This window comes from Alphaproteobacteria bacterium (assembly GCA_040216735.1).
Lineage (GTDB): Bacteria > Pseudomonadota > Alphaproteobacteria > SHVP01 > SHVP01 > CALJDF01.
On record JAVJOO010000002.1, the window covers coordinates 982,200 to 1,004,657 of the forward strand.

Consider the following 22,458-nt stretch of genomic DNA (forward strand, 5'->3'; position numbering starts at 1 on the left):
AATGCCGGGCCGTTGCCAAATCGACGGCAACCGAAGATCATGCGCGCGCGACGGTGGGGGTAACATGACCAGTTCATATTCCGAGGTATACGCCGCTTGGCAAGGCGCGCCGGAAGAGTTCTGGGCGGAACAGGCCCAGGGCATCGATTGGTTCAAACCCTGGGACCGTGTCCTCGATGCAGCTCGCCCGCCGTTCTACCGGTGGTTTCCCGGCGGGCAGGTCAACACCTGTTACAACGCCGTCGATCGGCACGTCGCGGCGGGCCGGGGCGCGCAGCTCGCGCTCATTCACGATTCGCCCATCACCGGTGCCATCGAGCGGCTGACCTACCTCGAATTGCGCGATCGGGTGGCGCGTTTTGCCGGGGCGCTCCTTGGCCTTGGCGTCGCAAAAGGCGATCGGGTCATCGTGTATATGCCTGCCGTTCCCGAGGCGGTGATTGCGATGCTCGCTTGTGCCCGGATCGGTGCGGTGCACTCGGTCGTATTTGGGGGGTTTGCGGCAGCGGAGCTGGCGACACGGATCGACGACTGCACGCCGAAGGTGATCGTTTCGGCGAGTTGCGGGATCGAGCCCAGCCGCGTCGTCGCCTATAAACCGCTGCTCGACGAAGCAATTCGATTGGCAAAACACAAGCCTGACAACGTTATTGTCTTTCAACGCGAACAATTGGTCGCAACGCTCGAGAAAGGACGCGACCTCGATTGGAATGACGTCGTCGAGCGTGCCCCGGCGGTAGAGTGCGTCCCCGTCGGTGCCAACGACCCCCTGTATATCCTCTATACCTCAGGATCGACCGGGCGGCCAAAGGGCGTCGTACGCGACAATGCCGGGCACATGGTCGCGCTCAAGTGGAGCATGTCGGGCGTCTACGGCGTCAATCCCGGCGAATGTTTTTGGGCCGCGTCGGATGTCGGTTGGGTCGTCGGTCACTCTTACATCGTCTATGCCCCGCTCCTGCACGGCTGCACCTCGGTCCTCTTTGAGGGCAAGCCGATCGGCACGCCGGACGCTGGTGTCTACTGGCGCGTTATTGCCGAGCATAACGTCGCGGCCCTGTTCACGGCGCCGACGTCCTTCCGGGCGATTCGCCGCGAAGATCCCGATGGCGCGTTGATCGATCGCTACGACCTGTCGGGCTTCAGGACTCTTTTTTTGGCGGGCGAGCGCGCCGACCCGGATACCGTTCAATGGGCAGAGGAGAAGCTCAAGAAGCCGGTGGTCGACCATTGGTGGCAAACCGAAACCGCCTGGGCGATGGCGGCGAACTGTGTCGGCCTTGGTATGTTGCCGGTGAAGCACGGGTCCCCGACGAAGGCAACGCCCGGCAACGAAATCGCCATTCTCGGGCCCGACGGTAGACCAGTTCCCGCCGGTGTAGACGGGGCGATCGCTGTCAAACTGCCGCTCCCACCCGCGAGCCTGCTGACCCTTTGGAACAACGACGAGGGATTCCTCGACGCGTATATGCGCGATTTTCCAGGGTTTTATAAGACCGGCGATGCCGGTCATCTGGACGACGAGGGTTACCTCTACATCATGAGCCGTACCGACGATGTGATTAACATCGCCGGGCACCGGCTCTCGACGGGTGCAATCGAAGAGGTTCTGGCGGCACATCCCGATGTTGCAGAATGTGCCGTTATCGGCATCAAGGATTCGCTCAAAGGGCAGGTGCCCGTTGGGTTGGTCGTCCTCAACGCAGGCGTCGACAAACCTGTGGCCCAGCTCTCGGCGGAACTGGTGCAAGAAGTACGCGACAAGATCGGACCGGTTGCGGCGTTCAAGGTCGCCATCGTCGTATCCCAGTTGCCGAAGACGCGGAGCGGCAAGATTCTACGGGCAACGATGCGGCGAATCGCCGACGCCGAACCATGGGCGATGCCCGCGACGATAGAGGATCCTGCGACCCTGGATATTGTGGCTGCCGCGATGCGGCAGGCCGGGTTGGGCGCCGCCGACTAGGTGTCGCTGCCGGAACTTTCGTTGCCCGATCCAGAGTCGGGCGGCGCGACGCCGGCCCGTGCCAAGGCCGCGCCAAGGGCTGTGTCAGGCACGTCTTCGTGCTTGGCTTCGCTCGCGCTCTCCGTCGACGCGGGTTCTGCGTCAGCGTTAGGGACGGCGGAAGCTGCCCGAGCTTCTTGGGCCGCTTCGAGCGCAGCTTGCTTTTCCTTGGCAACCTTAGTCGCCGCGCGGCGCTCGCGATCTTCTTTGCGCTGGAGGCGCTTCGCCGCCGCCTGAACGGCAGAATCCAGTTCCGTCTGCGAGCACATGCCCAGGCTCACCGGGTCCTGCGGCTTGAGGTTCGGTGTATTCCAGTGGCTTCGGTCGCGCACCGAGACGACGGTGGGTTTGGTCGTCCCCACCAGCTGACAAACCTGGGCGTCGGTCAGTTCCGGGTGGAACTTGATCAGCCAAGCGATCGCGTCAGGGCGGTTCTGCCGTTTCGACAGCGGCGTGTACTTGGGCCCCGGCCGGCGCTGTTGCATCTCAATCTCAGGTTCGAGCATCACCAGACGGGACGCACGGTCTGCCTGGCAGCGATCGAGCTCGTCGCGGGTCAGTTCGCCGTTCGCTATCGGATCGCGGCCAACGATGCCCACTGCGACTTCGCCGTCGGCGATCCCCTGCACCTCCAGGGCGTGCAAACCGCAGAAATCAGCAATTTGGTCAAAGCCAAGCGACGTATTGTCGACCAACCAGACCGCCGTGGCCTTAGGCATAAGCGGATGAGGCATTTCAAAACCCTTCGCGGCCGCCGTTCAGGCGCTCGCTCGATTACTCTATTGATTTACGTTAGGTAGGACGCAGCCTAACCCTAATATAGGGTGGATTGCGGTTGAGGCAAACCACCCCGTTTCTAGCGGAAAACCGGGCCTAAACGGTCAAAAGAATCTTACCCATATGGGCGCTGGATTCCATGAGGGCGTGAGCGTCCGCCGCTTGGGCAAGGGGGAACCGGGTGTCGATAATGGGTCGAATGGCCCCCGATTCCAGGAGCGGCCAGACCCTGGAACGGAGTTCCTGGGCGATTTTAGCCTTTGCCTCGATGGACTGAGGGCGCAGGGTCGACCCGAGGACCTGCAGGCGGTTGCGCATGACCCGGCTGAAATCGACCTCGGCCTTGGCCCCCTTCAGGAAGGCGATAAAGACGAGGCGTCCTTCGGGGGCAAGAAGACGGAGATTCTTGGCGATGTAGTCGCCCCCGACCATATCCAGAATAACGTCGACCCCGTGGCCGTCGGTCGCAGACCGTAGGGCCTCTTCGAAATCCGCGTCTTTGTAGTTGATCGCCTTGCTTGCCCCCAGTGAGACGCACAACGCGCATTTCTCGGGCGATCCGGCCGTCGCATAGACCGTTGCGCCGAGCTGCTTGGCGAGTTGAATGGCCGTCGTGCCGATGCCCGACGATCCGCCGTGCACCAAAAGAACCTCCCCGGGCCGCAATGCCGCACGGTCGAACACGTTGGTCCACACCGTAAAAAAGGTCTCCGGCAGGGCCGCGGCCTCCGCGAGATCCATACCGCGCGGGACAGGCAGCGCCTGTGCGGCCGGCGCCAAACAGTACTCGGCGTAGCCGCCCCCGGCGACAAGGGCGCACACGTTGTCACCAACCTTCCAACCGTCGACCCCGTCGCCGACGGCGGCCACGGTGCCCGACACCTCGAGACCGGGAATATCTGAAGCGCCGGGCGGCGGCGGGTAGGAACCTTTCCGTTGGAAAACATCCGGCCGGTTGATGCCGGCGGCGGCAACCTTGATCAAGATTTCGCCGGGCGCCGGTTTGTCGACGGACCGCGTGGCGGGTTTGAGAACGTCGGGGGCACCTGGCGCGCTGATCTCGATGACGGTCATGTTGTGGGGAAGGGTCATGCGTCTCGTCCTTGCTGGGGCGTACCGGGGGAGGTCAACGGTTCGCGGTCTGGAAGCCTGATTGTGGTCTAGTATGATCGGCCACGATCTGACAAGACCGATAGAGGGTTGAGTGCGATGGACACGGACGATCTCGAGCCGCCAAAGAAGAACAAACTGGTGCCGCCGGTACTCGAGGAGATGTCGATCGAAGACCTCGGTGCGTATATCGACGAACTCGAAGCGGCCATCGCCCGCGCCCGCGCGGTGATCCGGAGCAAAGAACAAGCCCGCGGTACGGCGGCATCCGTTTTCAAGACGTGAGGTCGATGTGAGCGTTGCGCCAAAGGAAGAGACCCGAGGGAACTACCGGCGATTTTTGGAAATCCCTACGCGCTGGATGGACAACGATGTCTACCAGCATGTGAATAACGTCAACTACTACTCGTTTTTTGACACGGTGGTGAACGAGTATCTGATGAGTGCCGGTGTTCTGGATTACGAGACCGGGGATGTGATCGGTTTCGTCGTTGAAACCTGTTGCCAGTATCACCGACCGCTGCGCTTTCCCGATGTGATCGACGCTGGCCTCAGGGTCGCCAAGATCGGTACGTCGAGCGTGCGTTACGAAGTGGGGTTGTTTCGCCGGGGCGACGAGGGCGTCGCCGCAACGGGGCATTTCGTCCACGTCTACGTTCGTCGGCCCGAGTTGCGACCGACGCCGCTATCCGAAGCCCTGCGCGAAGCCCTAGAGAGGATCGCGGTCTAACGCCGGGACGTTGCGAACCGTCGGCGTCGGCAATGGCCGACGCCGACGACGCACAGTGGATCGTTAGGCCGCAACGCGGGGTTGTTCGATCACTTTGGACGGAGCGTTGCCCGTGCCGATTTCGATTTGCCGGGGTTTCTGGGCTTCGGGAATTTCACGGACCAATGCCACATGCAATAATCCGTTGACGAGAGAAGCGCCGGTCACGCGCACCGAATCGGCAAGTTCGAAGCGGCGTTCAAAGGCACGGCGGGCGATCCCGCGGTGGAGGTACGAACCTTTCTCCTGTTCATCGCGCGCTTTGCCGCGGATGACCAAGACGTCGGCCTCCTGGGTGATATCAAGTTCGCTCTCGTCGAAACCGGCGACCGCCATCGAGAGCCGATAGTCGTCCTCACCGGTCTTTTCGATGTCGTAGGGCGGATAGCCTGTGTTGGTGTGGTCCATCCGCGTGACGGCATCGAGAATCTGATCGACCCGGTCGAAGCCGATCGAAGAGCGCAAAAGGGGTGTTAGAAATTGCGTGCGCATAGCGTCACATCCTCCATTGAAGCAATGTGTTCATAGACCCGCCAATTGGCCGGGCCTCAATATCACCGAGCCCCTAGGGCACCCGGCTTGGCATTGATTTGGGGAGTCGAAAAAGGGGTTCAAGACCTTGAAACAAAAACGCCGCCCGGAGGCGGCGTTTGCGCGGACGGGTTTCCGGCCTATTTGATGCCGAAACCCTCGAACCGTTTCTTGAACTTCGCCACTTGGCCGCCGGAATCGACTAGGCGTTGGTTTCCGCCGGTCCACGCGGGGTGGGATTTGGGGTCGATATCCAAGGTCATGCGGTCGCCGGCGGCGCCCCAGGTCGACCGGGTCGTGAATTCGGTGCCATCGGTCATGACCACGGTGATCTCGTGGTAGTCCGGGTGAATTTCCTGCTTCATGATTTCTCTCCGCTCGAAGGCCGGGCTTATAGCAGACTGAAGCCGGATTGGGCAACCATAGCACCGGGGGCTCGGGGCGATGTTGTTGCGAGGTCACGGCTCGCCTATGCTCCGGTCCCGAACCGATTGATCGATAAGGAAAAAACGTGGCGCGACAAGCAAGAAGCTATGGTGGCTCCATCGGCAACAACACCGAGGATCGCCCCAAGAGCCGAGACCTCGCGCAACTCCGTCCGGTTCTGGAATTTGCCTATCCCTACTGGCGCGTCGCCGCGGTGGCGGGGGTTGCGTTGGTCGCCGCCGCCATCGGAACCCTCGGGATCGGACGCGTTCTCCAACTCCTGATCGATAATTTCGACTCGATCGCGGACGTCAACCGGACCTTCCTCTTGCTCCTCGGCGTCGTCGCGGTGATCGCGGTGGGGACGTTCGGCCGCTACTATCTTGTCATGTGGCTCGGGGAGCGCGTAGTCGCCGACCTGCGCCGCGCCGTCTATGACCGTGTCATCGGTCTGAGTCCGGCATTCTTCGAGCGCAACAAGACCGGCGAAATCCTGTCGCGGATTACGACGGACACGACACTGATTCAGTCGATCGTCGGTGCCAGCGCGTCGATGGCGCTACGGAACATCTTGCTGCTCATCGGCGGCCTGATCATGCTGATCATCACCAGCCCACGCCTGTCGGGCCTGATCATCCTTGCCGTCCCCGTTATTGTTCTGCCGTTGATGGTCTTCGGTCGAAAGGTGCGTCGGTTGTCACGGCAAACCCAGGACCGTATCGGCGCGGTTAGTGCCGCGGCCGACGAAAGTATCAACGAGGTCCGCACGGTCCAAGCGTTCGTACATGAAGATGTCGACCGTGCGCGGTTCGGCGGCAAAGTTGAAACGGCGCTGCGGGCGGCGATGGATCAGATCCGCGCGCGCGCTTTCTTGACGTTGTCGGTCATTCTGCTTGTCTTTGGCTCGATCGTTGGCGTCCTCTGGATCGGCGCTGTTCAAGTGATGAATGGCAACATGTCCAGCGGCGACCTTGGCGCTTTCGTGTTCTATGCGATCGTCACTGCTGGGTCCGTTGCTGCGCTGTCGGAGGTGTTCGGTGACGTGCAAAAGGCCGCCGGTGCCGCCGAGAGATTGTCCGAGCTCCTGAACGCCGAACCCGATATCAAGGCGCCGGTGTCGCCGCTAGTTCTGCCGCACCCTGCCCGTGGCGCGGTCGAACTCCGCAACGTCTCGTTCCGCTACCCGATGCGGCCGGAGGTCGCGGCTCTGTCCGATTTCTCGCTAGATGTGGCTGCGGGTGAAACCGTTGCCCTGGTCGGGCCGTCGGGTGCGGGCAAGACGACCGTGTTTCAACTGCTTCTCCGGTTCTACGACCCGTCGGAGGGGCATGTGACCTTCGACGACCTGGAATACGTCCGTCTCGATCCCCGCGACCTTCGCGCCAATATCGGGTTGGTGTCCCAAGACCCGGTGATATTCGGGGCGGATGCCTGGGACAACATCCGCTACGGCCGTCCGGACGCGAGCGATGACGAGGTTCGTGCGGCGGCGGATGCCGCGTCGGCCACCGAGTTCCTCGATCGCCTGCCTGACGGGTTCGCGACGCAACTCGGCGAACGCGGCGTCACCTTATCGGGTGGGCAAAAGCAAAGGGTGGCGATCGCCCGGGCGTTGCTGCGCAACCCCGCCCTCTTGCTGCTCGACGAAGCAACGAGCGCGCTCGATGCCGAAAGCGAGCGCGCAGTTCAGTCGGCCTTAGAAATACTGATGGAAGGGCGGACAACGATCGTTATCGCCCACCGCCTCGCGACGGTTCAGAAGGCCGATCGGATCGTCGTGGTCGACGGCGGGAGAATCGTGGCCGAGGGCACCCATGACGCGCTCATGGCCCAGGGCGGCCTCTACGCGCGGCTTGCGAAGCTTCAGTTCAATGTCGGTGGCTTGCGCGACGTTTCGGCCGTTTAGCGCTCGGTAAGTTTCATCTCGATGCGCCGGTTGCGCCGGAACGCGATCTCGTCGTTCCCTTCGTCGAGCGGGTGATATTGACCGAACCCTGCGGCCGCGAGCCGGCGTGCAGGGATGCCGGCCTCGATGAGGAACTTCACGACGTTGGTTGCCCGTGCGGCCGACAGTTCCCAGTTCGACGGGAACTGCGATGAGTTGATTGGCACCGAGTCGGTGTGTCCGTCGACCCGGAGAATCCAACTGATATCGGGTGGAATACGCGGGATGATTTCAATCAGCGTGTTGGCCAAATCTTGCATCCGGGCGCGCCCTTCCTCGCCCAGCTCCGCCGATCCTGACCCGAACAGGACCTCCGACTGAAAGACGAACCGGTCGCCGACAATCTGAATGTCGCGCCGATCGCCGAGCACCTCCCGCAATCGGCCAAAGAATTCGGAGCGGTAGCGCGAGAGTTCTTCGACCTTTTGGGCCAGCGCCTGATTGAGGCGTCGACCAAGGTCCGAAATCACCACTTGCTGTTCTTCGTCCTTCGACTCCGCCTCGCCTAGTGCGGCTTGGATCGACCGCAGTTGCTCGCGCAGCAGGGCGATCTGCTGGTTCAACAGCGCCACGCGGGCCTTGGCGTCGGACGATAGTTCCTGTTCCTCCTCCAACGCCGATTCGCGTGCAAGGTAGAGCGCTTGGACTTCGGCGAGGCGGACTTCGCGGTCTTTCAGGTCTTCCTGCACGAGCCTCGTCCGCTCTTCTTCGCTGGCGAGCTGGGTGCGCAGTTCGCGCTGGCTGTCTCTCAATGCGCCGACCGTCGCGCGGGTTTCGGACAGCGCGGTTTCAAGGTCGGCCGATTGTTTCCGGAGGGCCTCGGCATCGCGTCGGGAGACCTCCAAGGCATCGGCCAGATCGCCGACGCGTCTCTCAAGTTCGGCGCGGAGCGTGCGCAGGGCATCGATATCGCGTTGCAACCGCTCGACATCCGCGAGTTGGGTCCGAATGGTCTCGCGGTCCCGTTCGACCGTTTCGTTGGCGGCGGCCAGGTCGCTCTGGGCTGCGGAGAGACCGCGTTCCGCGGTTTCGGCCCGCCGCGTCAGCAGGGCGACGGTTTCGTTGAGCTGCGCTGCCTCCGAGCGGAGCTCCGAGAGTTCGATCACGAGGTTGTCGCGCTCTTCGTTTGCGCTTTGAAGCGACGCCGAGAGTTGGGCCACGTTCAAACGAAGATCGGCATTGCCCTGGCGTTCAAGCGATAGAAGTTCGGTTAATTCGTTGATTTGTGACGTCAGGCGTTGCAAGGCTTCATCGCGCCCGGACAGCGCCTGCGACAGAAACACCTGTGCCAGGACGAAGACCACCAGAAGGAAGATGATGACGACCAGCAACGCGGCCAGGGCATCGACAAAGCCGGGCCAATAGTCCTGACCGCGCGTACGGGTTCGAAACGCCATGGCGATTCGGTCTAGTCGCGCCGCTTATCGAGCGATGCCGCGATGGTCCGGGCGACCAGTTTCAGCTCGTTGCGGATCTCGGAGACCAACTGATCTTGTCCTCGGGTCGTCGCATCGAGGAGTTGGCTGAGGTAGACGTCCATGTTGCGCAAATGGGTCTGGGCGGTCTTGTCGACCCCGCCGCGATCCTCGGCCAGCTTTTGAAGGAGCGGCTTCATTTCCATTTGGCTCTCGATCAGCTTAACCATCAGGTCTTGCTCCGAGCGCATTTGGTCGGTGAGCGTGGCGAGGCGCTCGGCAAGGTTCACGAACGTTTGATTGGCGCTATGGCGTCCGCCTTCCGCGTTGGTCATCGTGCGTTGCAGATTGTCCAAACTCTCGGCGGTCTGCTCCAGCAGCGCTTGGACATAGGCCGGAACCGATTGATCCCCCTCTGCGATTCCGGTGCCGCTCGACAGGCGGGTCACGCTCGAGAGCCATTCTTCGAGGTCGTTGTAGAAACGATTCTGCGCCTGACCGGCTTGGAGGTCGAGAAACCCGAGGACCAGCGAACCGCCAAGGCCAAATAGCGAGGAGGAGAACGCCGTGCCCATCCCGCTCAGCGGGGCTTCGAGGCCTTGGCGCAAACTATCGAACTGGGCGCTGAAGTCGCCCCCATCGACGCTGAGGGATGCAATCGTGCTGCCGACCGCACCGATCGTTTGTAAGAGGCCCCAGAAGGTGCCGAGCAGTCCCAGAAAGACCAACAATCCGATCATGTAGCGCGAAATATCGCGGGATTCGTCCAACCGCGACGAAATCCCGTCCAATAGCGAGCGCATCGTCAGGGTTGAAAGCTGCATCCGTCGGCTCGTGCGATCGCCTAGCATCGTCGCCATCGGACCCAGCAGTGTCGGCGGATCCTGAACGGACAATCCGGGCTCGCTACGCCGGAAGGTATCGATCCAACGCACCTCCGGATGGAGCAGGAGCACCTGTCTGAAGGCGTAGACGATACCGAGCAACAAAACCCCAAGAATGAGTCCGTTGATCGCCGGATTCGCCATGAAGGCGCGTTCCAAGGGGCCGATAATCGCGAGGATCACGACGGCGGCAATGACCAGAAAAACGGTCATCCTCGTCAAGAAAGTGCGGGTTCCAGTCATGTGTTCTGATCGCTCCCCTTAAGGCGCGCGCGGCCCCGCCAAGTTCTTCAGATCATTGCGTCAGCAATATGACATCCACACGGTCGTTCGGCCCACCGTCGGTGGGTTCCCCGAGGGCGCGTACGTCGATCCGTGTGCTGCGCACGCCGTTCTCGATCAGGTAAGAACGCACGGCGAGTGCCCGCGACAACGATTCGCGCCGGGCCGCGCTCGGTCGGTCGCTGGTGCCGCTAGCGAAGGCTTTAAGCTGAATGCGGCGCTCGTTGCCACCTAGGCTTGCAGCGAATTGCTGGAGTTGGGCCTGCGCACCCGCGCTGAGCTGCGTCGCCGATCCCTCGAACAGCAACTGGAGCGCCGTGCCGTTGCCGGTCGGCGCGGCTGGCGGCAACGCGGCAGTCTGTTGCGGCGGCGGTTCGGGCGCGGGTTGCGGCCTTGCTGTCTCCCTCGGTGCAATCCGCTCCGGTGCCGCGGTATCCGGTGCCTGCCGGGCGACGGCAGGGGGGGCTGGTAGGGGCGGAGGCGCAATCGCGGTGGGCGCTGCAGCCGCGGACTCGCGTACAGGCGGTGCTGCCATCGGTGTCGGTGCGGCTGGCCGCGCGATGACCGGTGCGACCGGTGCGGATACACTTGGCCGAATACTTGGGGCCGGGGCGGTCAAGACGGGCCGTTGTGGCGCAGTCGATACCGTATGGCTGCCGCCGGGTGGTTTCAGAACGATGGCGTCGTCGGTTCTCTCACCGGGAAACCGCAAGGTCCGCATCTGCTGTCGACCGTCCAAGTCGCGCAGAGCGCCGAGGTTCACATCGACGCTCGATTGCCCGCTCCCGCCGATTATGACCGTCTCCTGTGCGACGGCGGCGGTGCTGAGCAGGAGGCTGAGCGCCGTTGCCGATACCGCGGCATGCCAATGCCATGAGTATCGAATCGGAACTCGCTGCCCGTGCTTGCCCATCGAGAAATCTCCCTTTGCCCGTGTGCGCACGGCGTTCTCAAAGCGCCGCTCTGCACGGGCACCTTAGCTTAGTGCCGCGCGCCAGGACAACCGGCCTAAATGGCGGTGGGTGGCCAGTCCGGTAGCCGCGCGGCGGCGGCCAGCAGTTTGATGACGGGTTGGTGCAGGTCGGGATTGGTTGCCAGGACATTGCCCGATTCCAACATGCTCCCACCGCCGGTGAGGTCGGTTACAAACCCGCCTGCTTCCCGTACGAGGACGAGGCCGGCCGCCATGTCCCAAGGTTTTAGATCGGCCTCCCAGTAACCGTCGAAGCGGCCAGCGGCAACATAGGCGAGGTCGAGGGCGGCGGAGCCGAACCGGCGGATGGCCGACACCTGGGTTGAAAGGGTCGCGAGTTGCTTCAGAAACGGGGTTACCGTGTTCGCGCCGCGAATGGTTGGAATGCCCGTCGCGAGGACCGACTCCGCGAGGTGCCGGCGCGCCGATACCCGCAAGCGTTGGTCGTTGAGATAGGCGCCAGCGCCCTTCTCGGCGGCAAAGGTCTCGTCGCGCAACGGATCGTAGACAAGGCCGGCGACGATTTCTCGCCCGCGTTGATGGGCAATGGAAATACAAAAATGCGGTAACCCGTGCAGGAAGTTCGTGGTGCCGTCGAGTGGGTCGATGATCCAGCGGTTCTCGGGGTCGTTTCCTTTGGTCTCAACCCCTTCTTCGGTCAGGAAGCCCCAGTCCGGCCGGGCCTTGCCAAGCAGATCCCGTAGGTATTGGTCGGCTTTGCGGTCGGCCGAACTGACGAAATCGGCGGGACCCTTGAGCGAGACCTGAAGTTTGTCGACCTCGCCGTAGTCGCGGACCAGCGATCGACCGACCCGTTTTGCCGCCCCCGACATCACATTGAGAATAGGCGACCGCGGTCCGGCCATGCCGGTCTAGTCCGTACGCTTGAGGTAGGTCCCGTCGGCGGTATTGACGACGATCCGCGTCCCTGTTTCGACGAACGGCGGGACCATGACCCGCATACCGTTGTTCATCTTCGCGGGCTTGTAGGACGACGACGCCGTCTGTCCTTTGACCACAGGTTCGGCCTCAACGACTTCCAGGATGATGGTCGCGGGCAGTTGGATTCCGATGGGCGTGCCTTCGACGCTATTGACGATCACCGTCATGCCGTCCTGAAGATAGGCTGCATCGTCGCCGAGAATCGCGCCCGGTATCGAGATCTGCTCGTAGGTCTCTGGTTCCATGAAGGTGTAGCTGTCGCCGTCAGCGAACAGGTACTGATAGTCGCGCTCCTCGGTATTGAGCTTCTCGACGGTATCGGCGGTGCGCCAGCGTTGATTGGTCTTGACGCCGTTCGTCAGGTCACGCATTTCGACCGCAATAAAGGCGCCGCCCTTGCCCGGCTGGATCAGTTGGATCTTGATGACCGCCATCTGGCGGCCTTCGTATTCGATCACCATGCCGGGTCGAATCTGATTGGCGTTGATCTTCATCGCATACTCTGGGGCGGGGTTGAGGGCGCGGAAACTATCAGCTTGCCTTTGCGCTGGCAAACCTACGGTGCGCCGTCGATTTCGTCTTGGTAGCGGTGAATCCGGTCCTGGGGATCGCGGATCAAGAACGCACCGTCGCCGGTTTCTGTCGTCCGATCGATCGCAACCGGGACCTTGCCGTAGCCGCCGGGAATATCGAGGACATATGTCGGTTGGCATAGCCCCGACAGTCTGCCGCGCAAGCTATCGACAATCTGGCGCCCGGACGCGAGCGTCGGGCGAAAGTGACCGGTCCCCCGCGCCTGGTCGGGATGGTGCAGGTAATACGGTTTGACCCGGGCCCGCACGAGCGCTCGGAACAGCGCTTCCAATGTCGGCGCGTCGTCGTTGACGCCTTTCAGGAGAACCGACTGAGCGAGGACCGGAATGCCGGCATCGACGATCCGCCGGATGGCGGCGACGGCGGTCTGCGACAGCTCCCGGGCGTGGTTGCAATGGATGACGACGTATACCGCCTTGTCGGCAGATAGTGCCGCGACCCGTGCGGCATCGATGCGTTCCGGGTCGATCACCGGAACCCGGGTATGAACGCGAATGACGCCCAGGTGATCGATTGCGTCCAAGGCCGCGACCGTTTCTCGAAGGCGCCGGGATGACAGCAGGAACGGATCGCCGCCGGTGAGGATGACTTCCCAGATATCCGGTCGCGCCCGCACGTAATCCAATGCCGCGCTGATTTCGTCTGCGCCTAGGGGCGGCTCTCCCTGACCGACGCGTTCCCGCCGGAAACAATAGCGGCAGTAGACGGGGCAGGTATGAAGCAGTTTGAGCAGGACGCGGTCGGGGTAGCGATGAACGATTCCCTTGACCGGGCTGAAGGCCTCATCGCCGATCGGGTCGCCGTTCTCGCTGGGTCGATCCACGAGTTCGAGGGGGGATGGGACGAACTGACGGGCAATCGGGTCGGCGGTGTCGGTTGGATCGATCAGGGCGCGAACGGCTGGGGTGATGGCGACGCCATATCGTTGGGCAACCGCATCGGTTAGCGTGCGGGCGTTCTCGTCGATTAGGCCGGCGGCGATGAGGTCTCCGGTGTTGCGGTGGACTTTCCTGTTCGCTGGCGGGCTGGTCATCGCAACATCCTTGTGGTCGTCTTGGGCTCCGGAATTCGAAGCGGTATAGCGGGTTTTTTGTTTCAGTGACTAGCAATGGCAAATCGCCAGCCTGGCGACCCGACCAGTTTGCCCGCCGCGCGCCCTATTTGACGGCACGCGCGACGATGCTTGCGGCGGTACGCGCGTGGTTTGTCCACCACGGGTTCACCGAAGTCGAAACCCCAGCGCTGCAAGTCTCTCCCGGTCTCGAGCCGAACCTTCGGGCGTTTCCTACGGAGTTGGAGGAACCCTTTGGGCTCGGCCGTCGGCGTCTCTATCTGCACACGTCGCCCGAGTTTGCCATGAAAAAGCTGCTCGCTGCCGGCGTTCCGAAGCTGTTCCAGATTTGCCATGTCTGGCGCAACGAGGCGCGTTCTCCGATCCACCACCCGGAATTCACGATGATCGAGTGGTACGCCGCGGATACCCCGTGGCGCGATCTGGGAACCCACTGCGAGGGCGTGGTGCGCGCGGCGCTGGAGGCTGCTCCCCGCTCGCTTTCCCAGGGCCAACTAAGGTGGTCCGAGAAAACGGCCGATCCGTCCCTCCCGTTCGAACGCATCAGCGTGGCCGCGGCATATGCCCGCGACGCCGGTATTGATCTTTTTGCGACCCTTGGCGCGGATGGCAAGCCCGACGCCGCCGCGCTTGCCGCCGCCTGTTCAGCGGCCAGCGTCAGGGTGGAGGACACCGACACCTGGGAGGACATGTTCTTCCGTGTCTTCGTGGACCGCATCGAGCCTTGCCTAGGGATCGGGCGTCCAACGTTGCTGGAGTCCTGGCCGGCACCGCTGGCCGCGCTGGCGCAGATCGATCCGACCGATCCGCGTGTCGCGCAGCGGGTCGAGCTTTATGTCGCAGGTCTGGAGTTGGGGAACGGTTTTGGTGAACTCACCGATGCGGCGGCTCAGCGTCGGCGGTTCGAGCGCGATCTTGCGGCAAAGGAGAAATTAGGTGCGCCAGCCTACCCGATCGACGAGGATTTCTTAGCGGCATTGGATCATGGGTTGCCGCAGTCGGCCGGGATGGCGATCGGTTTCGACCGGCTGGTCATGGTTGCAACCGGTGCCGAACGAATCGACGACGTGTTGTGGCTACCGGTGGCCGACGCCTAGGCAGTCGCGGCGGCGATCGCTTCGTTGAACGCCTTCACTGCGGCTGCCGGTCCCTCCGGGTGGTCCCATACCGCCGAGACAACTGCGATAAAGTCCGCACCGGCGCGCACCAGAGGCGGGCAGTTCTCGCTCGTAATCCCCCCGATCGCGACACAGGGGACTTCGAAGATGCTCCCCCACCACTCCAGCAAATCGATGTCGGCCCGGAACTTTGGCGGTTTGGTCGGCGAGTCGAAGAACGCGCCAAAGGCAACGTAGTCCGCGCCGCGCTCAGCGGCCTCCATCGCAAGGTGACGCGAGTTGTGACAGGTGACACCGACGATTCCGTCAGACCCGATCAGGCCGCGCGCCTCTTCATACGATGCGTCGGATTGCCCGATGTGGACGCCGTCGGCACCGGCTTTCACCGCGATGTCGGGTCGATCGTTGATCAGGAGGGCGACATCGGCAGCACGGGTGATCGGCAGCAGGCGCGCTGCGGCTTGGAGAATTGCGTCGTCGCTCAAGCCCTTGAGCCGAAGTTGCAAACACGCAACGTCGCCCCCGGAAAGCGCGTCTGCAACCACGTCTGGAAAATCGGCACCGACGTTGGGCGGGCTAATCAGGTAGAGCCGGCAGCCCGTGGTGGACCCTGCCGCGGGCGCGGCGCTAGGGGGCAATCTCTTGCTCAAGTTGGGCCGAATAGGCACCGGTGCGCGCCAGGCTATTCATGCGGGCGCGGTGTTTGAACGCGCGTTGGGCTGCAGCGACGTTCGCGGACGAACCTTTCCACGCCTGTAACGCCGACTGCTGTAGCGCGCGGCCATAGCTGAACGTGAGTTCCCATGGGTGCGGGCCGTTCGCGTTCATCGCGTTGAGGTGCGCTGTGGCGTCTTCCTCGGACTGTCCGCCGGAGAGAAAGGCGATGCCGGGCACTGCCGACGGGACGTAGCGCCGCAACGCCTCCAACGTGCGGTCCGTCACCTCGTCGATGCCGGCTTGATGGGCGCAGGCATTTCCGGCGACGACCATGTTCGGTTTTAGGACCGTTCCTTCAAGCCGAACGTTGAAGCGGTGGAGGTGCTCATAAACTTGCGCCAAGGTGCGCTCGGTCACGTCCTGGCAGACCTCGATCGTGTGGTCGCCGTCCATCAGGATTTCCGGTTCGACGATGGGAACCAAGCCGGACTCCTGGGCGATCGCCGCGTAGCGCGCCAGGGCATGCGCGTTGGCGGCAATGGCGATGTCGGGCGTATGACTGCCGATAATCTTGATGACCGCGCGCCATTTGGTGAATCGGGCGCCGAGCTTTTCGTAGGCTTCGCAGCGGCCACGCAAGCCGTCGAGGCCTTCGGTAATCGGATAATCCGGCGCCCCGCCTAGCGGATGGACGCTATTGTCGACCTTGATGCCGGGGAGCGTTCCTTGGCCCTCCAGAATTTTGGTGAAGGGCGTTCCATCGGCGGCGCTTTGGCGGATGGTTTCATCGTACAGAATGACGCCGCTGATGAACGCGCCGGCACCAGCGGTCGTGAACAGGAGCTCGCGGTAGCTGCGCCGGTTCTCCTCGGTATTGTCGACACCGATGCTTGCGAGGCGCTTGCCGATCGTACCGGTGCTCTCGTCGGCGGCAAGGATGCCTTTTTCCGGGGCAACCATTTTGCGGGCAATGGCATCGAGGTGTGCGCTGGTCATCGTTCGCTCCGTTCCTTGTCGCTATCGTTCATCGTGTCGTTCGCTGAAAGCGTTTGACGGCAGAACCAAGCGGGGTCGCGGGCCGCCCTTAGGTCGATTGCGACCGGTAACGCACGCGCAACCGTGCCGCCCAGTTGGTGTGCCATATCTTCGAGTTTGGCGTGCGTCTCAAGGTCACCTGAATACCGTAGCGTCCGCCAACCGCATCGCAACGCGCGCATGAAGGTGCCGGCGTCGCCGTCGCAGTCGACGATCGCGGTCGCCGATGCCTGGGGGACGTCGGTACGACCGGCTTGCATCATTTCGAAGTAGACTTCCGGCCCGGCTGAGGTTGCGCCGTTCGGGGGTGTCACCAGGGTCACGGCGCATCCAACCGCCGCGGCCGACTCCAAAGCGGCTGTGACGTGTCGACGCGAGTAGTAGGTGAAGGCCGTGGACAATGTCTCTTCTTAGCCCAGTTTGCCGATCGCCGTTGCGGTGTCGGCCATACGGTTCGAGAAGCCCCACTCGTTGTCATACCAGGACAGCACGCGACAAAGTTTTCCGCCCATGACTTGGGTCTGGGTCAAGTCGAAGGTTGAACTGGCAGGGTTGTGATTGAAGTCGATCGACACCAGCGGCTCGTCGTTGGTTGCCAGAACGCCCTTCATCTTGCCGCGCGCGGCTTTGCTGATCGCCGCGTGGATCTCCTCGATGCTAGTTTTTTTCTTCGAGGTGAAGTGGAAGTCGATCATCGACACGTTGGCCGTCGGCACGCGAATTGAGGTACCGTCCAACCTGCCGTCGAGTTCGGGCAGGACCAAGCCGACGGCACGGGCCGCCCCGGTCGACGTCGGGATCATCGAAAGATTGGCCGCGCGGGCTCGGCGAATATCCTTATGGAGCGTGTCGTGGACCGGCTGATCGCCGGTGTAGGCATGGACCGTCGTCATATAGCCTTGGTCGATCCCAACCGCGTCGTTGAGGACCTTGGCGACCGGCGCGAGGCAATTCGTCGTACACGACGCGTTGGAGATGACGGTCATCCCTTTGCGCAACTTGTCATGGTTGACCCCGTAAACCACCGTCAGGTCGGCGCCTGTCGCCGGTGCGGAGATCAGAACCCGGCGGGCACCGGCCTTGATGTGCGCTTCAGCTTGTTCGCGTTTGGTAAAAATGCCGGTGCATTCAAGAACCAAGTCGACCTTCAGCTTGCCCCAGGGCAACGCGGCAGGGTCGCGCTCTGCGAAAACGGCTATCTTTCCGCCGCCGATATCGAGGCTGTCCTTGTAGGACTTCACGGTTCCCTGAAATGGTCCGTGAACCGAGTCGTAGCGCAGGAGATGGGCGTTCGCATCGACGGGGCCGAGGTCGTTGATCGCAACGACCTTTAGATCCTTTCGCTTCGAGTCGTGGATCGCGCGTAGGACGAGGCGTCCGATTCTTCCAAACCCATTAATAGCGACGCGAGTCGGCATCCAATCTTCCTCCTAGGTATCGTTCGCGAGTTGGTCGGTCACACGTTTGACGATGGCGTCCGCCGAAATTTCGAAGTGCTCGTAGAGAGCCTCGGCCGGCGCGGACTCGCCGAACGATGCCATGCCGACAAATATCCCGTTCTCGCCGATGAACTCGTCCCAGCCCATCCGAACCCCGGCTTCGACGGCCACGCGGAGCGTACCCTGCCCAAGGACTGCGCGGCGGTATGCGGCGGGTTGCTGGCGGAAAAGTTCCCAAGACGGTACCGAAACCACGCGGGTCGGGTGACCGGCGGCGGCGAGGCGGTCGCGCGCGTCCATGGCGACGGCCACCTCGGAGCCGGTCGCAAACAATGTCACGGCGGCGGTGCCGTCGGCGGGCGCCAGTTCATAGGCGCCCTTGCGGCACAGGTTTTCCGCGACGTGATCGACCCGCAGCGCCCGAAGCCCTTGCCGCGACAGCGCAATCACCGAGGGGCCGTCGGCCCGCTCGACCGCAATTTGCCAACACTCCGCCGTCTCAATGGCGTCCGCGGGACGCATGGTGACGACATTGGGCATGGCGCGAACGCTCGCCAAATGCTCGACCGGTTGATGGGTCGGCCCATCTTCGCCGAGCCCGATCGAATCGTGCGTCATCACATAGACGACCCGTTGCTTCATCAGGGCGGACAACCGTAGGGCCGGTCGTAGGTAATCGGTGAACACCAAGAAGGTGCCGCCGTAGGGAATGAAACCGCCGTGTAGCGCAAGACCGTTCATCGTCGCGGCCATACCGTGTTCACGAACACCGTAATGCACATAACGCCCGCCGAAATCGTCTGGCGTTACGGCGGCGAGATTCTTGGTTTTCGTGTTGTTCGACCCGGTCAAATCCGCCGAGCCGCCGATCGTCGTTTCGAGCGCCGCGTTGATGACCTCGAGGGCCTCTTGCGAGGATTTCCGTGTGGCCCAGGTCGGCTTCTCGTCCGCCAACCGCGCCTTATAGGCAAGGACGGCTTGGTCGACCGGGGTGGTGTCGCCGGCCAACCCTGCCTCCCACGTTTCACGGGTCTTCTTGTCGAGTGTGCGGAGCCGTTGCAACCAAGCGCGGGACCGTCCGCGCCCACGGCCACCGACGGCGCGCCATTGGTCGAGAATATCCGGCGGAATGTCGAAGGGTGCGTGGGGCCAATTCAGCGCTTTACGGGCACCGTCGATTTCGGCTGCGCCCAGGGGCGAGCCGTGCGTCGCGGCGGTGCCCTGCTTGTTCGGGGCGCCAAACCCGATAATCGTCCGACACGCGACAAGCGACGGTCGGGGGTCCGCGTCCGCTGCCGCGATCGCGCGGGCGATATCCGCGGGGTCGTGACCGTCGGCCCGTTCGACGTGCCAACCCGAGGCGGTGAAGCGGGCTAGCTGGTCGTCGTTCACCGAGAGGGACGTCGCGCCGTCGATCGAAATGCTGTTGTCGTCGAACAGGACGTTCAACCGGCCCAACCGAAAATGGCCGGCCATGGAAATGGCCTCGTGGCTGATCCCTTCCATGAGGCAGCCGTCGCCCGCAATAACCCAGGTGCGGTGGTCGACGATTTCGTCGCCATACCGGGCATTGTGCAGACGTTCGCCCAAGGCCATGCCGACGGCGGTAGCCAAGCCCTGACCGAGCGGCCCAGTCGTGGTTTCGATCCCCGGCGCGGCGCCATATTCTGGGTGTCCCGGTGTGCGGCTACCCAGTTGCCGAAAGCGCTTCAGCTCGTCCAGCGTCATGTACTGGTAGCCGGTGAGGTAGAGCAGGCTGTACAGCAACATGGAGCCGTGGCCGGCCGACAGGACAAACCGGTCGCGGTCCGGCCAATCCGGCCAATCCGGGTCGAACTTCAGGAATTTGGAGAAAAGGACCGTCGCGACATCGGCCATACCCATCGGCATGCCCGGATGTCCGCTGTTGGCCTGTTCGACCGCGTCCATCGCCAACGCCCTGATGGCATTGGCCATAGCGCGCACCTCGTCGCTAGAGAGCTCGCGAGCGTCCACGGCAGGGGAAGTGTGTGTCTTTTTTGCGTTCACGGAACCGCCCGGCTGGCGTTGCAGGCGAGGCGCAAGATGAAGGGCGGGACCAATGGCGTCAACCGACTTCGTGAGCCTACCCGAAGCGTCCCGCCAATCGTCGCGGCAATGTTGACGCCCGCGCACGGCGACGCCTATCCTGATCTATGAAAAGCGCGCTCGAAGCGCCCGAAAAGAAACGCAAACAACACTAACCTAGAAAGCTGGTCGGCGGAGATGCCCGAGCGCGAGTCTGCAAAAAACCGGTTGGAAGAAGCGGTCGCCCGTCTTGAGACCGCGATCGCCGGCGTCGCCGACGGTCCCAAGACTTCGGAACTGGAAAAAGAACGGGCGCAATTGTCCGACGAGCTCGGGTCGCTGCGCACCGAACACAAGGCGGTCACCGGGCAGCTTCAAAGCTTGCAGGACGACTACAAGGCGTTGGAAAAAGTGGTCGATCAGGTCACCGATCGGCTCGATGCCACCATCGAGCGCCTGCGAGCGGTTTTGGAAGCATAACCCGATGGCGGTCGTGGATGTGGTCGTCAACGGCCGGACCTATCAGGTCGCCTGTGACGACGGACAAGAAGATCATCTCGTCGATCTCGCGGGCTATGTCGACAAGCGGGTCGCCGAGTTGGCCAAGACCATGGGACAAGTTGGCGATGCCCGCCTTATCCTGATGGCGGCATTGCTGGTCGCCGACGAACTGTCGGAAGCTATCGAATTGGTCGATTCCCTGAAGCAAACGGCGGAAGACGGCCAAGAAGAGCGTGCCGGGGAGGTCGAATCGACGTTCGCCGCGTTCGCCAGCAGGATCGAGAGCATTGCCGCCCGCCTGGAGAGCGGCTAATTATTGCGGGCGGGCGAGTTCTGCTCGGTTCGATCGGCCACGTATCCCTGGGGTCAATACCGTTTTCTCCGGGAGCTGCCTCTGTCGGGACTGTGGTCCCGGTATCGCGGCACCCACCTGCTTCGGCAGGCCACAGAGGAACGAAAGATCCGGACGGCCGTAGCGGTCTCGCCCCACACTATCCAAGCCATGGATAGCCGAGAGACACTCCGACAGGAAGGCCGCCGCCGCCGCGCAGCGGTTGCCGTAGGCGATTCCGGCGCAAGCCTTGCCGCACGGTTTCTATCGAGCATCCCCTACCGCGCGCATGAAACCGTTTCCGGATACTGGCCGGTTGGCCGCGAGATGGACGATCGACCGCTCCTGCGCGCCCTTCGGGCCGAACGTCTTGCGGTGGCGTTGCCGACGGTTGTCAAAGAAGGATGCGCCCTACAGTTTCGCGCCTGGGACGGGGCCGAAGATCTTGCACCAGGACCCTACGGGATACCGGCGCCGCCCACGAGCGCCCCGCAGTTGCGCCCGACCTTGGTGATCGTGCCCCTGGTTCTGTACGACGCCGCTGGACACCGGCTGGGGTCCGGCAAAGGCTTTTACGACCGGACCCTGGCGGAGCTCCGGGGGGTATCGACGATATTGGCGGTGGGGGTCGCCTTCGCCGCGCAGCGGATCGCGGCGCTGCCCGCGTTGCCGACAGATCAGCGATTGGACGCGGTCGTGACCGAAGTAGGAGTAGAGTGGTTCTGACATGAGGTGTTTGTTTTTGGGCGATGTGGTCGGCCGGGCCGGCCGCGACGCCGTGATCGAAAAGGTCGCCGACCTAAGGGCGCGACTGAGCCTCGATCTGGTCGTCGTCAACGGTGAGAATGCCGCGGGCGGTTTCGGTATCACCGAGGATATCTGCCAGAGCTTCTATGCCGCGGGGGTCGACATTGTCACCGGCGGCAACCATAGCTGGGATCAACAACAGGTCATCGGCTATATCGACAGCGATAGTCGGTTGTTGCGTCCCCTGAACATCGCCCCCGATTCACCGGGCCGCGGGGGGCAAATCTACGACCTCGCGGGCCGCAAGGTGATGGTGATCAACCTCCAGGGACAGGTGTTCATGGAGCCCAACGACAGCCCATTTCGGGCGGTCGACAGGGCGCTGACGAACGTCCGCCTCGGCGCGACGGTCCATTTCATCCTGGTCGATTTCCACGCCGAGGCGACGAGCGAGAAGATGGCGATGGGACATTTTCTGGATGGTCGCGTGAGCGCGGTCTTCGGTTCCCACCAACAGGTACCTACCGCGGATGCAATGATTCTCGGGGGCGGGACCGCCTATCAGACCGACGCCGGCATGTGCGGCGACTACGATTCGGTGATTGGCATGGACAAGGGTGTGCCGCTCGACCGCTTTATGGGACGGGTCGTGCGCGCCCGGATGACCCCGGCGTTAGGCGAGGCAACGCTCTGCGGCGTTTACGTTGAAACCGACGACAAAACGGGTCTTGCAACGGCGGTCGCGCCGGTCCGTTTGGGCGGTCGGCTCGCCCCGGCGTGGCCTATTTCCTCGTCCGCCGCCGCAATATCGCCATAAACCCTCGATAAGTCAGCATCTGGGGCGCCTGTCGCTGGCTGC

The 22,458-nt window shown here is 62.9% G+C and carries 24 protein-coding genes and 1 other RNA gene; 10 read left to right on the forward strand and 15 right to left on the reverse strand.

The window, feature by feature from the left end:
* The first annotated feature begins 64 nt into the window (after window positions 1–64).
* Window positions 65–1,966, forward strand: a complete 1,902-nt coding sequence (locus RID42_05995; protein ID MEQ8247216.1) for a propionyl-CoA synthetase — start codon at window positions 65–67, stop codon at window positions 1,964–1,966.
* Here the strand turns inward: RID42_05995 and RID42_06000 are convergent.
* Entirely contained in the window at window positions 1,963–2,739 is a 777-nt protein-coding gene (locus tag RID42_06000; GenBank protein MEQ8247217.1) for a DUF1013 domain-containing protein, read from the reverse strand. The two genes, RID42_05995 and RID42_06000, sit on opposite strands and share 4 nt — an antisense overlap.
* 139 nt (window positions 2,740–2,878) lie before the next feature.
* Window positions 2,879–3,874, reverse strand: a complete 996-nt coding sequence (locus RID42_06005) for an NAD(P)H-quinone oxidoreductase (protein MEQ8247218.1) — start codon at window positions 3,872–3,874, stop codon at window positions 2,879–2,881.
* A gap of 117 nt (window positions 3,875–3,991) precedes the next feature.
* Between RID42_06005 and RID42_06010 the strand changes: the two genes are divergently transcribed.
* Window positions 3,992–4,177, forward strand: coding sequence for a DUF1192 family protein (locus RID42_06010; GenBank protein MEQ8247219.1), 186 nt, complete (start codon window positions 3,992–3,994; stop codon window positions 4,175–4,177).
* A gap of 7 nt (window positions 4,178–4,184) precedes the next feature.
* Window positions 4,185–4,622 carry a thioesterase family protein gene (locus tag RID42_06015; GenBank protein MEQ8247220.1) on the forward strand — a complete coding sequence of 146 codons (438 nt, stop codon included), beginning with the start codon at window positions 4,185–4,187 and terminating at the stop codon, window positions 4,620–4,622.
* A 63-nt stretch (window positions 4,623–4,685) separates the two neighbouring features.
* On the opposite strand, the gene RID42_06020 is transcribed toward RID42_06015, so the two are convergent.
* Both RID42_06020 and rpmE read right to left on the reverse strand, forming a co-directional pair.
* Entirely contained in the window at window positions 4,686–5,153 is a 468-nt protein-coding gene (locus RID42_06020) for an Hsp20 family protein (GenBank protein MEQ8247221.1), read from the reverse strand.
* 179 nt (window positions 5,154–5,332) lie between these two features.
* Window positions 5,333–5,557 (reverse strand): 50S ribosomal protein L31, encoded by a 225-nt coding sequence (gene rpmE / locus RID42_06025; GenBank protein MEQ8247222.1) that lies wholly within the window; start codon window positions 5,555–5,557, stop codon window positions 5,333–5,335.
* Between the two features lie 146 nt (window positions 5,558–5,703).
* Here rpmE and RID42_06030 point away from each other — a divergent pair, with 146 nt between their 5' ends.
* Window positions 5,704–7,524 (forward strand): ABC transporter transmembrane domain-containing protein, encoded by a 1,821-nt coding sequence (locus RID42_06030; GenBank protein ID MEQ8247223.1) that lies wholly within the window; start codon window positions 5,704–5,706, stop codon window positions 7,522–7,524.
* Here RID42_06030 and RID42_06035 read toward each other — a convergent pair.
* The 6 genes from RID42_06035 to RID42_06060 form a co-directional block, all read right to left on the reverse strand.
* Window positions 7,521–8,960, reverse strand: coding sequence for a peptidoglycan -binding protein (locus tag RID42_06035; protein ID MEQ8247224.1), 1,440 nt, complete (start codon window positions 8,958–8,960; stop codon window positions 7,521–7,523). The genes RID42_06030 and RID42_06035 overlap by 4 nt on opposite strands.
* A gap of 11 nt (window positions 8,961–8,971) precedes the next feature.
* On the reverse strand, window positions 8,972–10,105 hold the full coding sequence (locus RID42_06040) for a flagellar motor protein MotA (protein ID MEQ8247225.1): 1,134 nt from the start codon (window positions 10,103–10,105) through the stop codon (window positions 8,972–8,974).
* 52 nt (window positions 10,106–10,157) lie between these two features.
* Window positions 10,158–11,057: an OmpA family protein gene (locus RID42_06045; protein MEQ8247226.1), complete on the reverse strand. Its 900-nt coding sequence runs from the start codon at window positions 11,055–11,057 to the stop codon at window positions 10,158–10,160.
* Between the two features lie 95 nt (window positions 11,058–11,152).
* On the reverse strand, window positions 11,153–11,983 hold the full coding sequence (locus tag RID42_06050) for an inositol monophosphatase family protein (protein MEQ8247227.1): 831 nt from the start codon (window positions 11,981–11,983) through the stop codon (window positions 11,153–11,155).
* 6 nt (window positions 11,984–11,989) lie between these two features.
* Window positions 11,990–12,553, reverse strand: a complete 564-nt coding sequence (efp, locus tag RID42_06055) for an elongation factor P (protein MEQ8247228.1) — start codon at window positions 12,551–12,553, stop codon at window positions 11,990–11,992.
* A gap of 62 nt (window positions 12,554–12,615) precedes the next feature.
* A complete protein-coding gene (locus tag RID42_06060; GenBank protein MEQ8247229.1) occupies window positions 12,616–13,686 on the reverse strand; it encodes a lysine-2,3-aminomutase-like protein in 1,071 nt (356 codons plus the stop codon).
* A gap of 65 nt (window positions 13,687–13,751) precedes the next feature.
* Here RID42_06060 and epmA point away from each other — a divergent pair, with 65 nt between their 5' ends.
* Complete coding sequence (gene epmA / locus RID42_06065; GenBank protein MEQ8247230.1) at window positions 13,752–14,822, forward strand: EF-P lysine aminoacylase EpmA; 1,071 nt, start codon at window positions 13,752–13,754, stop codon at window positions 14,820–14,822.
* Here epmA and thiE read toward each other — a convergent pair.
* The 5 genes from thiE to tkt form a co-directional block, all read right to left on the reverse strand.
* The gene (gene thiE, locus RID42_06070) at window positions 14,819–15,481 is read right to left on the reverse strand and encodes a thiamine phosphate synthase (protein MEQ8247231.1); all 663 of its coding nucleotides are present in this window, start codon (window positions 15,479–15,481) and stop codon (window positions 14,819–14,821) included. The two genes, epmA and thiE, sit on opposite strands and share 4 nt — an antisense overlap.
* Window positions 15,471–16,496 (reverse strand): class I fructose-bisphosphate aldolase, encoded by a 1,026-nt coding sequence (locus RID42_06075; protein ID MEQ8247232.1) that lies wholly within the window; start codon window positions 16,494–16,496, stop codon window positions 15,471–15,473. Before RID42_06075 ends, thiE begins: the two co-directional genes overlap by 11 nt.
* A complete protein-coding gene (locus tag RID42_06080) occupies window positions 16,493–16,858 on the reverse strand; it encodes a hypothetical protein (protein MEQ8247233.1) in 366 nt (121 codons plus the stop codon). Before RID42_06080 ends, RID42_06075 begins: the two co-directional genes overlap by 4 nt.
* A gap of 87 nt (window positions 16,859–16,945) precedes the next feature.
* The gene (gene gap, locus RID42_06085; protein ID MEQ8247234.1) at window positions 16,946–17,953 is read right to left on the reverse strand and encodes a type I glyceraldehyde-3-phosphate dehydrogenase; all 1,008 of its coding nucleotides are present in this window, start codon (window positions 17,951–17,953) and stop codon (window positions 16,946–16,948) included.
* Window positions 17,954–17,965: 12 nt separating this feature from the next.
* Entirely contained in the window at window positions 17,966–19,969 is a 2,004-nt protein-coding gene (tkt, locus tag RID42_06090) for a transketolase (GenBank protein MEQ8247235.1), read from the reverse strand.
* Between the two features lie 249 nt (window positions 19,970–20,218).
* On the opposite strand from tkt, the gene RID42_06095 reads away from it, so the two are divergent.
* From RID42_06095 to RID42_06115, 5 genes are all read left to right on the forward strand, one after another.
* On the forward strand, window positions 20,219–20,500 hold the full coding sequence (locus RID42_06095; protein ID MEQ8247236.1) for a hypothetical protein: 282 nt from the start codon (window positions 20,219–20,221) through the stop codon (window positions 20,498–20,500).
* A gap of 4 nt (window positions 20,501–20,504) precedes the next feature.
* Complete coding sequence (gene zapA, locus RID42_06100; protein MEQ8247237.1) at window positions 20,505–20,834, forward strand: cell division protein ZapA; 330 nt, start codon at window positions 20,505–20,507, stop codon at window positions 20,832–20,834.
* A 14-nt stretch (window positions 20,835–20,848) separates the two neighbouring features.
* Window positions 20,849–21,004, forward strand: a non-coding RNA gene (gene ssrS, locus RID42_06105) — 6S RNA.
* 19 nt (window positions 21,005–21,023) lie between these two features.
* Window positions 21,024–21,578: a 5-formyltetrahydrofolate cyclo-ligase gene (locus tag RID42_06110; protein MEQ8247238.1), complete on the forward strand. Its 555-nt coding sequence runs from the start codon at window positions 21,024–21,026 to the stop codon at window positions 21,576–21,578.
* Window position 21,579: 1 nt separating this feature from the next.
* Window positions 21,580–22,416 (forward strand): TIGR00282 family metallophosphoesterase, encoded by an 837-nt coding sequence (locus tag RID42_06115; GenBank protein ID MEQ8247239.1) that lies wholly within the window; start codon window positions 21,580–21,582, stop codon window positions 22,414–22,416.
* Window positions 22,417–22,458 lie beyond the last annotated feature (42 nt).